Below are 13,227 nucleotides of genomic sequence, written 5' to 3'. Positions count from 1 at the left end.
GTCGTCGTGCCTGTGATCTCTGTCACATCCAAGCTCTCTTCGGTGGAGCGCATCTGCCCCGGGACGAGTCGTTTTTTCACAAACGACTCGTCGCCTGACTCGTTCGGTTCATCGGGGAGAAAGGTTTGTCAGGCCTTTGCTTTCAGCGAATCGGCAACTTTTATGCCATGTCGCTCGAGCGCCTCGACGATCTTTCCGGCACCCTCAAGGTCACCCCAAAACATTGGACCCCCGCGGTAGACTGGCCATCCATAGCCATAGATCCAGACCACATCGATGTCAGATGCGCGCTGCGCCTTGCCTTCTTCAAGGATCAGATAACCTTCGTTCACCATCGGATAGAGCGTACGCTCTATGATCTCCTGGTCAGTGATTTCACGTTTGGCCATGTTCGATTTGGAGCGGAAATCCTCGATGATTGCCAAGGCTTCCGGGCTCGGCGTGCCGTTGCGCTTCTCGTCATAATCGTAAAATCCCTTGCCGGTCTTTTGCCCCCAGCGGCCCGCCGCGCAAAGGGCCTCCCGGATCGTCTCGATCCGGTTGGGGTCGCGGTGCCAGCCAATGTCCAGCCCTGCCAGGTCAGACATCTGAAAGGGCCCCATGGGCATGCCGAAATCAGTATGAACCTTGTCGATCTGTTGTGGTGTTGCGCCTTCGAGCAAGAGCTGGCTGGCTGGTGCCTGCCGCTGGGCGAGCATGCGATTGCCAATGAAGCCGTGGCATACGCCTGCGACAACAGCGACCTTGCCAATCTTCTTGCCAATGGCCATCGCCGTTGCGAGGACATCCGGTGCTGTCTTCTCGCCTCGTACGACTTCGAGCAGCTTCATGACATTGGCTGGGGAGAAGAAATGCATCCCGAGCACGTCCTGCGGACGTGCGGTTGCCGCCGCGATCTCATCGACATTCAGGTAAGAGGTGTTGGATGCAAGGATGGCGCCCTGCTTAACAATCTTGTCGAGCTTGCCGAACACATCCTTCTTGACGTCCATGTTCTCATAGACAGCTTCGATCACAAGGTCGCATTGCGCAAGATCGTCGAGCGAAAGACTAGGCGTCAGCAGCCCCATCATCTGTTCGACGCGTTCTTGCGTGAATCGTCCCTTGGCGGCGGATGCCTCATAATTCTTGCGGATGAGAGCCACGCCACGATCAAGCGCGTCCTTCTGCATCTCGACGATTGTTACAGGGATGCCTGCGGCAAGGAAGTTCATCGTTATGCCACCGCCCATCGTGCCAGCGCCGATCACACCAACCTTCTTCACGTCCCGTAACGCCGTGTCTTTGGGCAGGCCATCAATCTTGGCCGCCTGACGTTCGGCGAAGAACATGTAGCGCTGCGCCGCGGATTGGCTGCCTGTCATCAGCTTCATGAACTCTTCGCGTTCGAATTTCAGGCCCGCATCAATGTCTGCATTGGCGGCCGCTGCTTCGACGCAACGCAGATTTGCGTAGGGGGCATCGAACCCCCTCCACTTGCGGCTATTCTCAGCCTTGAGCTTCTCAATGATGGCAAGGTCGCCCTTGACCGGGAGGCTGCGCGTCGGCCGGGGACCCTTGGCAATCGCGTCGCGTGCAAATGCGATAGCGTCGGCGGCCAACCCGTCTTCGCTTGCAAGAGCGTCGACCAGGCCTGTTTCCAGAGCCTTCTTCGCCGAAATCGGTTCGCCAAGACTGCACATGACTGCCGCCTGTTCAATGCCGACCAGTCGCGGCAGTCGCTGTGTGCCGCCGCCTCCCGGCAGAAGGCCCAGCTTAACCTCCGGAACACCCAGTTTGGCCGACGGAACCGCGACCCGATAATGACAGCACAACGCCGTTTCGAGTCCGCCGCCAAGTGCAGTGCCATGGATCGCCGCAACGATCGGCTTCGAGGCGGTTTCCATCAGCTTCAGCACAGACGCGAAATCGGGTCCCTGCGGTGGCTTGCCGAATTCCGTTATGTCCGCACCAGCAATGAAAGTCTGGCCTGCGCACCGCAGGACAATTGCCTTGATTGCGGGATCTGCCAGTCCTTGCTCGAATCCATCCTTTAGACCCTGGCGGACATGCCAGCTGAGCGCATTGACCGGCGGATTATTGACCAGGACGACGAGGACGTCGCCTTCGACGTGGGTGGTGACAGACTGCATCGCTTTTCTCCGAAATTCAGGCCGCTAGAGCCGCATACATCATGGTTCTGATTTCACGTCTCACCGGATAGGTTGATGACGGCATCAGTTGAGTCATGAAGACCATGATCAGATCTTCAACCGGATCGACAAGGAAGGCCGTCGAATACATGCCGCCCCAGTAGAACTCACCCTTTGAGCCCGGGATCATGGTTGCCGCTGGATTGATGTTGCACGCAAAGCCAAGCCCAAACCCGATCCCTGCATTTTCGGCCTCGCTGAACAGGGCCTTGGAATGCTGGGTCAGGTCTCCACCACCAGGCAGGTGGTTGGCCGTCATCAATTCAAGTGTCTTGGGGCTGATGATCTGCACACCGTCAAGCGCACCGCCGTTGAGCAGCATCCGGCAGAAACGGTGATAGTCTGCAAGCGTCGACGCCAGCCCGCCACCGCCAGATTCAAATTTCCACCCCTGTGCCCAGAGGCTGTCTGAACCGGCCTTATCCGTCTGTCTCATTTTTGTTGCTGGATCGAACGCAAAACATTCGGGGATGCGGTGGGCTTGTTGTGCCGGCACCTTGAAACCCGTGTCGACCATGCCGAGCGGATTGAAGATGTGCTGCTTGAAATACTCGCCCAATGATTGCCCGGAAATCCGTTCGACGAGAATGCCTAGGACATCAGTTGAAACAGAGTAATTCCAGCACGTTCCTGGATCGAATTGCAGCGGGATCTGCGCCAAATGGTCGATGAAGCTCTGGCTATCGTTCTTCAGCCAATGCTCAAGATCAGTCTTGCGATAAGCCGCATCGATCGGGGTCCGTTCCTGAAATGAATATGTGAGGCCCGATGTATGGCGCATGAGATCGATGATGCGAAGCGGGCTGGTAGGCGGACGCGACACAAAAGGAATGGCACCGCCACCAGCCATGAACACACCAAGATTGGCAAATTCCGGAATGTATTTTGCGACCGGCTCCGACAAGGCCGCCTTACCCTGTTCGACGAGCTGCATGAAGGCTATCGACGTGATTGGCTTCGTCATGGAGGCAATGCGAAAGATCGCATCAGTCTCGACGCCAGAGCTCCAGAGATGCGCTATCTCATCGCCACGTCCGATCAGCAGAGCCGCATGGGGCAGACGGCCGGTATCCAGATATTTGGACTTAATGAATGCGGGAATGCGCTCGAGGCGTTCCGGAAGGAAACCAAGCTCTTGAGGATCCGAACAGGCAAGCGTCATACTGCGGGCTTTCCTGTTTCCTGGCGCGTGACGGGATGCGAACTTGATAGCCCGCCATCAACGGCGATTGCCTGCCCGTTGACGTAACTTGCTTCGTCCGAAGCAAGGAACAAGGCCATGTTGGCAATTTCGCTGGGCTGTCCGGCACGGCGCAGCGGGTTAAGGCGGCCAACCTTGTCCATCTTGTCGTTCTCCCGGGCATAAACAAACACCCGTTCCGTCATTCCTGTCTCGATCAGACCCGGACAGATGGCATTCACCCGAATGCCTGTTGACGACATCTGTTGTGCCGAAGTCTTGATGAGGTTGATCACTCCCGCCTTGGAAGCCGAATAATGTGCACCGCCCGCGCCGGAACGAATGCCCGCAACGCTTGCCGTGCAAATGATTGAACCACCGCGCCTCTGGTCAAGCATAAGCTTGCCTGCGTGCTTGATCATCAGCCAGGGACCGATCAGGTTTACGCGAAGAATTTCTGCAAAGTCTTCAGCCTTGGCATCGAATATTCCGTCCATGCCGCCCGAGATGCCGGCATTTGCAAAGGCAACATCAAGACCTCCATAGCTCGACTTTGCAACTTCCACGAGCTTGGCAACGTCGGCTTCATTGCCGGCATCAATCTGGAGTGCAGTTACCGTGCCACCTGCCTCAATTATCGCCTTGGCCGTTTCGAAAACAGCATCTGTCTTGTCGCCGATCACGAGCTTGGCACCTTCCGCGGCAAACCGTTTTGCGCTGGCGCGACCAATGCCCGATCCGGCTCCCGTTACAATTGCGACCTTTCCGTCAAGAGCGCCCATTATGCACCTCCGCTGATTGTTGCGCCGCCATCGCAAACGATGGTCTGGCCCGTCGTGAACGCGCCAGCCTTTGACGCCAGGAAAACAGCTGCACCGGCAATCTCATGGGGTTCGCCGATGCGTTTGAGGCAAGCGGCGGCGGTCGACGCCTTGAGTGTATCGGGATTCTCCCAAAGCGCCCGGGCCATGTCTGTCCGGACCAATCCCGGCGCAATGCAATTGACGCGCACACCCCTCGGACCGAATTCGACCGCAAGATTGCGTGCCATTTGCATGTCTGCTGCCTTTGAAATGCAGTAGGCGCCGATGATCGGTGAGCCCTTCAGTCCTCCGACTGATGAAATGATGACGATTGATCCTTCTCCACGTTCCAGCATTTCGGGAGCGGTCATGGAAATCAGCCAATGATTGGACACGATGTTGTTGTCGAGGATCTTGCGAAACTGGTCATCACTGATGCCCAGCGACGGACCGTAATAGGGATTCGAGGCCGCATTGCAGATCACCGTGGTCACCTTTCCGAATGCACGGCGGGTCTCATTGACCAGATTCTGGAGATCGTCCTTTGACGAGATATTTGCCGGAACCGCAATTGCAGTTCCAGCACCGAACTGCGTGTTGATCTCTGCCGCAGTCGCATCGCAGGCTTCGGCCTTGCGACTTGAGATGACAACCTTTGCGCCCTGGGCTGCCATCTCCAACGCAATGGCCTTGCCGATACCGCGGGACGAGCCTGTAATGATCGCGACCTGTCCGGTCATGTCGAAAAGAGACATCCATTCCTCCTGGTTACTGGGCGAACGCGCTTATTGTGCGCCAGCCGCCTGAGCAAAGTTCCATGCACGTTCGGCAAGCGGGGTAACGCGTTCGGACATGTTCTTGGCATGGGCTGACGACGCTGTCCCATCAATCACGCGCTTCTTGATTCCTTGCATGATCCCGGCCAACCTGAAGAAGTTATAGGCAAAATACCAATTGAGATCAGGAAGCCCGTCGCGGCCTGTCGCTGCGCAGTAGCGAGCCACAACCTCATCCAGTTCAGGAATGCCCAGAGCCTTTCGATCAAGATCCATGACACCTGACCGTCCACCATTTTCTGTTACCCATGCGAGCGCAACATAAGTGAAATCGGCAAGCGGATCCCCCAGTGTTCCCAATTCCCAATCAAGCACAGCGATGACCTTTGGTTCGCTCGCTGCAAAGATCATGTTGTCGATGCGATAGTCGCCATGGACGATGCTTGTCCGAGTCTGTTCGGGCAAGGTTGCCGGCAGGAATTCGATCAGCCTTTCCATCTCCGGCATCGTTTCGGTTTCGGAAAGCCGATACTGTTTCGTCCAGCGATCGACTTGGCGACCGAAATAATTGCCCGGCTTGCCGTAGTCCGAGAGACCTGCCTTTTCGAAATCTACATTGTGGAGCGCTGCCAATGTATCTATCATCGCATAATAGGTCGCACGACGTTCATCCGGGCCGCTTGCGTCTGGCATGGCGCCATCCCAGATCGTTCTGCCTTCAACCATGCCCATGATGTAGAACCAGCTGCCGATCACATTTTCATCGGTGCAAAGCCCATAGGGTTTGGCCACAGGAAACCCTGTTGGATAAAGACCGGCAATTGCCTTGAATTCGCGATCAACGGCATGCGCCGAAGGGAGCAATGGGCCAAAAGGCTTGCGGCGCAAGACATACGACCCTGAAGGGGAATCGATGCGATATGTGGGGTTCGACTGACCACCCGCAAACTTGCCTTGGCGAAGGGGCCCCCTGAAGCCTTCGACATTGGCTTCCATCCAGGCCGTCAGTTTGGCTTCATCAAGTTTGTCTGCTCCTTCGGGTGCAACGGTGCCCGAAAAGAGCTTCTGCGCGTCCATTGGTGTCGTTGCCATCACAACCTCACTGAGCGAAGACGATGACTGAGCGAGCGCTGGCTCCGCCCTTCATCTTTTCGAATCCTTCATTGATGCCGGAAAGCGGTATTCGCTCTGCAATGATCGAGTCGAGATCGAGCAGGCCCCGTATATAGAAATCGACGAGCCGTGGGATATCGACCGGGAACCTGTTTCCGCCCATGATCGCACCTTGCAGTTTCTTCCCTGACAGAAGGTCCATTGCCGAAAGACCGACCTTTTCAGCCAGCGGCATCATGCCAAGGATTGTGGCAGTGCCGCCACGCCGCAATACGCTGACGGCAAGCTGTGCCGAAGCAGGTCTGCCAACAGCCTCGATCGCATGATCGACCCCGCCTTTGGTCATTTCGACGATCGTCGCGGCAGCACCATCGGCAGACGCATCAATGACGTCTGTCGCGCCAAGTTTCATCGCCAATTCGCGTTTCTCGGGGATCGGATCTGCTGCGATAATTCGGCCGGCTCCGGCGATCTTTGCGGCATTTATGGTCGCCAACCCAACACCGCCACAGCCGACCACCGCAACAGTCTCTCCCGGTGTAACCTTGCAGGCATTGAAGATCGTACCCGCTCCGGTCGTGACTGCACAGCCGATGACGGCGGCCCGGTCAAGCGGCATTTCGGGATTGATCTTAACACAGGCGTGCTCGTGGATCAGCATTTGTTCGGCAAAGGCCGACAAATTGAGCATCTGGTTGACGATCGATCCATCGGGACGTGTGATCCTCGGTGCATCGCCCGCAGCCCGACGTGTGTCGCCGCCGAGGCAAAGCGACATCCTTCCCGTGACGCAATATTCGCAATGTCCGCAAAACGCTGACAGACAGGATACCACAGCGTCGCCAACCTTCACTGTGCGGACTTCGCTGCCTACCGCCTCAACAATCCCGGCTGCCTCGTGGCCAGGGATCGCAGGAATCGGATGGGGGTACGTTCCTTCGATGAAATGCAAGTCCGAATGGCAAAGCCCGCACGCCGCCGTGCGGATGAGCACTTCATGCGGTCCCGGCTTGGAAATGACGACGTCTTCAATCGCCAGCGCCTGACCGGGCTGAAACAGGACAGCAGCCTTCATCGTGTCACCGCCAGATCGCCGCTTGAAAGACCGGCAGGGCTTGCTTCGCCATATTTGCCGAGCTCAAGCCGCGCGATAGCTCGGGCGTGGACTTCATCCGGACCATCGGCCAGTCGCAGCGTGCGCTGATGTGCCCATGCTGACGCGAGGCCAAAATCCTCGGAAACGCCGCCGCCGCCATGGGCTTGGATTGCATCGTCGATGATCTTCAAAGCCATATTCGGCGCCTGAACCTTGATCATCGCAATTTCGCAAGCCGCGGCCTTGTTGCCGACAGTGTCCATCATATGGGCAGCCTTGAGGCAGAGCAGGCGGGTCATGTCGATATCGATGCGCGCACGCGCGATGCGTTCGTGCCATACCGTCTGTTGGGCGATTGTCTTGCCAAAGGCAACGCGCGTCGTCAGGCGACGGCACATCTTTTCCAGCGCTTCCTCAGCCACGCCGATGGTCCGCATGCAGTGATGGATGCGTCCTGGCCCGAGCCGACCCTGGGCGATTTCGAATCCCCGTCCTTCGCCATAAAGGATGTTGTCAGCTGGCACGCGAACGTCCTTGAGTTCAATCTCCATATGACCATGCGGAGCATCGTCGTAACCGAAGACCGGCAAATGACGCAGGATGTGCACGCCGGGTGCATCGAGCGGCATGAGGATCTGCGATTGCTGCTGATGGCGCTGGGCACCTGTATCGGTCTTGCCCATCACGATCGCAATCTTGCAGCGTGGATCGCCGGCACCGCTTGACCACCATTTGCGGCCGTTGATGACGTATTCATCACCGTCGCGCGTAATTTTGGTTTCGATATTGGTTGCATCAGATGACGCAACAGCTGGTTCTGTCATGAGGAAGGCGGAACGGATTTCGCCATTCATGAGCGGAACCATCCATTTGCGCTTTTGTTCAGCCGTGCCGTAGCGATTGAACACTTCCATGTTCCCCGTATCCGGCGCCGAACAATTGAAGATTTCGGAGGCAATTCCGACACGTCCCATTTCTTCGGCGCACAGGGCGTACTCAAGGTTGGTTAGCTGCGGACCGTCGAATTCGACCGTGTCATCGAGATGGGGATTGGCACCGCGCGGCGGCATGAAAAGATTCCAAAGGCCGACAGCCTTGGCTCTTGCCTTTTCTTCCTCGATGACCTGGAGCACTTTCCAGCGATCGCCGGTCGCCTGTTCAGCATGATAATCCTTCACGCGTGGCCGGACATATTGATCAATGTGGTTCTTGATGCGGTCGCGCCAATAGGTTTCGCGTTCGTTCAGGGTGAAGTCCATGTGAGTCGTCCTCTCGATTTACCTTTACGTCAATGTCAGCATCAGAAAGGGAATTCCAGCCCCTCAATTGCCTGAAAATTGTGTTTCTTCCGCAAGCCGCCTGACGCGCGCCTCATGATCGGCTCGGCGGATCGGAAATTGCGCAATCAGATATGTCGAAGTGCCTCCAAGGCTTACAAGGACAATGATCTGGAGCACCATCAACATATCCAGCACCGGCAGCGCGACTTGGCCCGGTGTCGCGTTCTTTGGAAATTGGGAAAGGCTGAGGATCAGTCCAGTCAGGAAAATACCTGCGCCGGTTGCAAATTTCTGCACAAAGAACAGGCCCGCATAGAACAGCCCTTCATTGCGTTGACCGGAGTGCTCCTGCGCGGCCTCAACCACGTCGGCAGCCATGGATTGGCCGAGCATCATGCTGGCTACAGAGAATGCATTCGCCAGCGTGATAACGAGAAACAGCGCTGGGATCAGCCAGATGCTGCCGTTCTCCGGGAAAAGATCCAATAGCCGCAAGGCATAGGGCATGATGGCAAAAATCAGCGAAATCAGTCCGAATACGGCGGCGCCAACGTGTTTTTCTATCCGCGATTGGACGAATCCAACAAGAAGGAACGCCCCGACGACTCCTGCAAAGAGAGTTATCGAGTAGGCAAGAAACCCGGTCTGCGGCATTTCCCAGAGAAATGTGAGCATATAGGCAGCAGAAGAAAATGCGACGCCTGTGTTCGTATATGTGAGGAGCGTGCTGCCGAGTATGATCAGGTAAGCCCGGTTCGAGAGCGTTTCACCAATATGACCCAATGTCGCGCGCAAGGGCAGCTTTTTGGGCTTATCCGCTGGCCAATGAGCTAGCCGCTTGTGCGTCGTCAGCGTGGATATGAGTGTTGACGCGAGGATAATTGCGGCGCCAGCCAGCCCGTAATTGTGATATCCGTTGAGGTTCAACTGGCCGACCGGGTAGCCCGGCTCCGGAACGAGAAAAACAGCGAAGGCCAGGATCAGCATCAGCAATCCGCCGCCCCAGCCGGAAAGGAACCGCCAACGGGTGAGCGATGTCCGCTCGTCATAGTCGGCCGAAAGAGCGGGAACGACAGTGAGTGCGGGCACTTCATAACAAGAGACTGCTGCTCGCATCAGAAAGGCGACGACGAGCAGATAAATGTAAAGGCCGCTGCCCAGCGAAGAAGGCGGAAACCAAAGAAGGGTCCAGCAAAATGCCATCGGTACGATTGCAGCATACATCCAAGGATGGCGTTTGCCCCAACGCGTGTAGGTCTTATCCACGAAATGGCCAACAAATGGGTCAACGATCGCATCAAGAAACAATGCGACCAGCAGGACCACGCCGACCAACCCTGGATCGAGTCCCATCACCTGATTGTAGAACAGCAGCAGCAAAACGCTGAAGCCGTTGTCTTTCACGCCATAAGCGGCTGAGCCGATACCATGACCGACCTTAACACGAAAAGGCAGGCGTTCTGCCGGCGGGACGGAGCTCACGGTGCGCTCGCGACAAAGGCCTCCAGTGAAGAAAACATGCCGGGGGCGTTCTCGTCCCAGGAATGGCGCGGACCTGTTAGCAGGCCGCCATCGACGAGCATGTAGGTGCCAGTCATGAAACGCGAATCCGGGCCCGCAAGGAACAGCACGGTGTTGGCGATATCATCCGGTTCGCCGCCGCCTTTGACCGGTTGGGCATGCGCCGCAACCTCGGCAATCATTGCGTTTGCCGTTTCGCGCTGCTCCTTTGGAACCTCAAGGGCTGTGGCAAAGATGTTGGTCTTGATGAATCCGGGGCAAATCGCGTTCACGCGGATATTGTGTCGCGCAAGATCGGCAGCCGCGACCTTTGTGAGGTGGATCACGCCAGCTTTGGCGACCGCATACGCTGTCGGTGACATGCCAGCAGAAAGTCCGGCGACGCTGGCCGTATTGATGATGGATGTCCCTTCGCGACCGATCATATGAGGCACTGCATAGCGGATGCCCATTGCGACTGACCTGAGAAGCAGGTTCATTGTATTGTCCCAGCCATCAGCATCGATTTCATCAATTTTTTCGCGAGCACCGCCCGCGCCGGCATTGTTGAAGACGATATCTATGCCACCCGTCTTCTCAGCCGCAAAATCCATGAGCGCCTTGATCTGCGCGACGTCGCAAACATCGGTCTTCTTGAACAGGATATTGCCGTTTGACATCGCGGCAAGTTGAGCTCCGCCTGCCTCATCGATATCGGCAGCGATTACGGTTGCGCCTTCTCCAGCCAACTTGATCGCTGTGGCCTTGCCCATACCGGAAGCCGCGCCTGTCACCACGGCAGTTTTACCAGCGAATCTCATCCTACTCTCCATATGATTTTCCGACTCAACCTTAGGCAGCGGGGGCGCTTGGTCAACGCACCACTGAATGCCGCTACGGCAAGCAGGCCTGTCCAATTGACGCTTGCGTAAAGTGGATGCGCGGCCATAGAGAATCGGTAGTAGCAGGAGGATTATCCCATGAGCGATCTCGAAGCTTTCCGCGTCGAAACGCGCGCTTGGCTGGAAGCGAATTGCCCGCCCGAAATGCGTGAACCAGTGCGCGACGATGACGATGCATGCTGGGGAGGGCGGAATTTCAAGTTCAAGAATCCGGCACAGAAGCTGTGGTTGGAGACCATGGCTGCAAGAGGCTGGACAGTGCCGGATTGGCCAAAAGCCTATGGCGGCGGGGGACTTTCGGCCGAAGAGACGAAGATCCTGCGCAGCGAAATGGCCAAGCTCGGATGTCGTCCGCCGCTTATGTCGTTCGGCATCTGGATGCTTGGTCCGGCGCTCCTGAAATTCGGTACAGAAGAGCAAAAGCTCCACTATTTGCCGCAAATTGCGCGCGGCGAGATTCGCTGGTGTCAGGGCTATTCGGAACCTGGTTCCGGTTCGGACCTTGTTTCCCTCCAGACTTTTGGTGAAGACAAGGGCGATCATTGGGTCGTCAACGGCCAGAAAATCTGGACCAGCTATGCGGACAAGGCAGACTGGATCTTCTGCCTCGTTCGGACGGACAAGACGAACAAATATCAGGGTATCAGCTTTCTGCTGTTTGACATGACGACACCTGGGGTTTCGACAAAGCCGATCCTTCTCATTTCGGGCAGCTCGCCCTTCTGCGAAACCTTCTTCGACAACGTAAAAGTGCCCAAGCATCAGATCGTCGGCGAATTGAACCGCGGATGGGACGTCGCCAAATATCTGCTCGGACACGAACGCGAAATGATCTCCGGCGGCGGATTGGGCGAAGGACTGGCCTCGCTTGGCGCAGCCTTTCCAGATGCCGCAGCCAATGAACCGGTCCTGCGCGCAGAAATGGCAATGTTCGATGTCGAAACCATTGCCTTCCGGGCCCATTCCGAACGCTTTATGGATGAATGGAAAACCGGTCGGGCGCACCCTGCCTACTCCAACCTCATGAAGTATGTTGGCACCGAATTGAACAAGAAGCGGCATGAACTTGTCATGGCAGCTGGCGGGTCGGACGCCCTGGAATGGGAAAGTGCGCGGTCCAAGGGTGGCGCCAAGCCACGCACATGGCTTCGGACAAAAGCCAATAGCATCGAAGGCGGGACTAGTGAAGTCATGCTCAACGTTGTTGCAAAGCGCATTCTCGACATGCCGGGCGCGTAAGGAGCAGTTATGGCACTTTATCTTTCAGACGATCAGGCAATGCTCAAGGATACGGTTGCCCCGTTTCTTGCCGAAAACGCTCCGGTCAAACATCTTCGCACGCTTCGTGACGGCAAGGATGCAGCCGGTCTTTCAAGGGACCTTTGGAAGCAGTTCGCCGAATTGGGTTTCACGGGCATTCTCGTGCCCGAGGCCGATGGTGGATTGGGTCTCGGGCATGTCGAAGCCGGCATTGTGCTTGAAGAGATTGGCCGCAATCTGACCCCCTCTCCCTTCCTGACAACAGCAGTTGCTGCCGTCGACGCATTGAAAGCGGGGGGCGCCGATCTTCGGGCGCAATGGTTTCCAAGGATTCTCGCTGGAGATGCCATCATTGCGCTGGCCATTGATGAAGGTGCGAAACATCGACCGGCCTCGACGGCCATGGCTGCGGAGCGCTCTGGCAACGGTTTCAAGCTCTCGGGCAAGAAGCAGTTCGTGTTGAACGGACACATTGCAGACATGCTTCTGGTCTCGGCACGGACAGGCGGGAGTGCGGGCGAAGAGGCAGGCATCACACTTTTTGCGGTGCCAAGGACCGCCGTCGGCATTTCGGTGGATGTTGACCGCCTGGTTGACAGTTCATTGTCGGCACGCGTCACGTTTGACGGTGTTCAGGTCGATGCCGATGCCGTCGTTGGCGAAATCGACGCGGGATGGGGGCCTTTGACGCGATTGCTTGATGCAGGTCGCCTTGGTGCGTCGGCCGAAATGCTTGGCGTCGGTGGCGGCGCGATGGACATGACGTTCGGCTATCTCAAGCAACGCAAGCAGTTCGGGCGTTTGATCGGTGAGTTTCAGTCGCTCCAGCACCGTGCAGCTCATCTCTATGGCGAAATGGAAGGTGCTCGCTCGATTGTCATAAAAGCCCAGCATCTGCTTGACGACGGCGATCCGAGAGCGGAACTGTTTGTCGCAGCTGCCAAAGCAAAGACGGGAAAATCCTGTAATCTGGCAGTCCGGGAAGGCGTGCAAATGCATGGCGGCATCGGGATGACCGACGAATATGACATCGGGCTGTACATGAAGCGCGACCGGGCATTGAACGAGTTCTTTGGCGACAGCTATTTCCATGCCGACCGCGTGGCACGCATGAACGGATACTGA

The 13,227-nt window shown here is 56.8% G+C and carries 11 protein-coding genes; 2 read left to right on the top strand and 9 right to left on the bottom strand.

The features are described 5' to 3' along the window. Nucleotides 1–128 precede the first annotated feature (128 nt). The 9 genes from K0O24_RS15890 to K0O24_RS15850 form a co-directional block, all read right to left on the bottom strand. Nucleotides 129–2,132, bottom strand: coding sequence for a 3-hydroxyacyl-CoA dehydrogenase NAD-binding domain-containing protein (locus tag K0O24_RS15890; protein WP_219893664.1), 2,004 nt, complete (start codon nt 2,130–2,132; stop codon nt 129–131). Nucleotides 2,133–2,148: 16 nt separating this feature from the next. Continuing rightward, a complete protein-coding gene (locus K0O24_RS15885) occupies nt 2,149–3,354 on the bottom strand; it encodes a serine hydrolase domain-containing protein (RefSeq protein WP_219893663.1) in 1,206 nt (401 codons plus the stop codon). Beyond that, on the bottom strand, nt 3,351–4,154 hold the full coding sequence (locus K0O24_RS15880) for an SDR family NAD(P)-dependent oxidoreductase (protein WP_219893662.1): 804 nt from the start codon (nt 4,152–4,154) through the stop codon (nt 3,351–3,353). Before K0O24_RS15880 ends, K0O24_RS15885 begins: the two co-directional genes overlap by 4 nt. Continuing rightward, nucleotides 4,154–4,930: an SDR family NAD(P)-dependent oxidoreductase gene (locus K0O24_RS15875; protein ID WP_219893661.1), complete on the bottom strand. Its 777-nt coding sequence runs from the start codon at nt 4,928–4,930 to the stop codon at nt 4,154–4,156. Before K0O24_RS15875 ends, K0O24_RS15880 begins: the two co-directional genes overlap by 1 nt. A 30-nt stretch (nt 4,931–4,960) precedes the next feature. Continuing rightward, nucleotides 4,961–6,043 (bottom strand): phosphotransferase family protein, encoded by a 1,083-nt coding sequence (locus K0O24_RS15870; protein ID WP_219893660.1) that lies wholly within the window; start codon nt 6,041–6,043, stop codon nt 4,961–4,963. A 7-nt stretch (nt 6,044–6,050) separates the two neighbouring features. Further along, entirely contained in the window at nt 6,051–7,139 is a 1,089-nt protein-coding gene (locus tag K0O24_RS15865; protein WP_219893659.1) for a Zn-dependent alcohol dehydrogenase, read from the bottom strand. Next, nucleotides 7,136–8,419 carry an acyl-CoA dehydrogenase family protein gene (locus tag K0O24_RS15860; RefSeq protein ID WP_219893658.1) on the bottom strand — a complete coding sequence of 428 codons (1,284 nt, stop codon included), beginning with the start codon at nt 8,417–8,419 and terminating at the stop codon, nt 7,136–7,138. Before K0O24_RS15860 ends, K0O24_RS15865 begins: the two co-directional genes overlap by 4 nt. Before the next feature lie 63 nt (nt 8,420–8,482). Further along, nucleotides 8,483–9,922: an MFS transporter gene (locus K0O24_RS15855; protein ID WP_219893657.1), complete on the bottom strand. Its 1,440-nt coding sequence runs from the start codon at nt 9,920–9,922 to the stop codon at nt 8,483–8,485. Then, nucleotides 9,919–10,761 (bottom strand): SDR family NAD(P)-dependent oxidoreductase, encoded by an 843-nt coding sequence (locus tag K0O24_RS15850; RefSeq protein WP_219893656.1) that lies wholly within the window; start codon nt 10,759–10,761, stop codon nt 9,919–9,921. The genes K0O24_RS15855 and K0O24_RS15850 overlap by 4 nt, the downstream gene beginning before the upstream one ends. Before the next feature lie 159 nt (nt 10,762–10,920). Here K0O24_RS15850 and K0O24_RS15845 point away from each other — a divergent pair, with 159 nt between their 5' ends. Then, nucleotides 10,921–12,081: an acyl-CoA dehydrogenase family protein gene (locus K0O24_RS15845; protein WP_219893655.1), complete on the top strand. Its 1,161-nt coding sequence runs from the start codon at nt 10,921–10,923 to the stop codon at nt 12,079–12,081. A gap of 9 nt (nt 12,082–12,090) precedes the next feature. After that, nucleotides 12,091–13,227: an acyl-CoA dehydrogenase family protein gene (locus tag K0O24_RS15840; RefSeq protein WP_219893654.1), complete on the top strand. Its 1,137-nt coding sequence runs from the start codon at nt 12,091–12,093 to the stop codon at nt 13,225–13,227.

This window comes from Aquisediminimonas profunda, assembly GCF_019443285.1.
In the GTDB taxonomy this organism is placed as follows: domain Bacteria; phylum Pseudomonadota; class Alphaproteobacteria; order Sphingomonadales; family Sphingomonadaceae; genus Aquisediminimonas; species Aquisediminimonas profunda.
This window is presented reverse-complemented; position numbering and strand designations above follow the sequence as displayed.

What these genes read in the sequence shown, in the direction of transcription:
- K0O24_RS15850 (WP_219893656.1), bottom strand. Translation starts at nt 10,761, where the DNA reads ATGAGATTCGCTGGTAAAACTGCCGTGGTGACAGGCGCGGCTTCCGGT.
- K0O24_RS15890 (WP_219893664.1), bottom strand. Translation starts at nt 2,132, where the DNA reads ATGCAGTCTGTCACCACCCACGTCGAAGGCGACGTCCTCGTCGTCCTG.
- K0O24_RS15870 (WP_219893660.1), bottom strand. Translation starts at nt 6,043, where the DNA reads ATGGCAACGACACCAATGGACGCGCAGAAGCTCTTTTCGGGCACCGTT.
- K0O24_RS15865 (WP_219893659.1), bottom strand. Translation starts at nt 7,139, where the DNA reads ATGAAGGCTGCTGTCCTGTTTCAGCCCGGTCAGGCGCTGGCGATTGAA.
- K0O24_RS15840 (WP_219893654.1), top strand. Translation starts at nt 12,091, where the DNA reads ATGGCACTTTATCTTTCAGACGATCAGGCAATGCTCAAGGATACGGTT.
- K0O24_RS15875 (WP_219893661.1), bottom strand. Translation starts at nt 4,930, where the DNA reads ATGTCTCTTTTCGACATGACCGGACAGGTCGCGATCATTACAGGCTCG.
- K0O24_RS15880 (WP_219893662.1), bottom strand. Translation starts at nt 4,154, where the DNA reads ATGGGCGCTCTTGACGGAAAGGTCGCAATTGTAACGGGAGCCGGATCG.
- K0O24_RS15845 (WP_219893655.1), top strand. Translation starts at nt 10,921, where the DNA reads ATGAGCGATCTCGAAGCTTTCCGCGTCGAAACGCGCGCTTGGCTGGAA.
- K0O24_RS15885 (WP_219893663.1), bottom strand. Translation starts at nt 3,354, where the DNA reads ATGACGCTTGCCTGTTCGGATCCTCAAGAGCTTGGTTTCCTTCCGGAA.
- K0O24_RS15860 (WP_219893658.1), bottom strand. Translation starts at nt 8,419, where the DNA reads ATGGACTTCACCCTGAACGAACGCGAAACCTATTGGCGCGACCGCATC.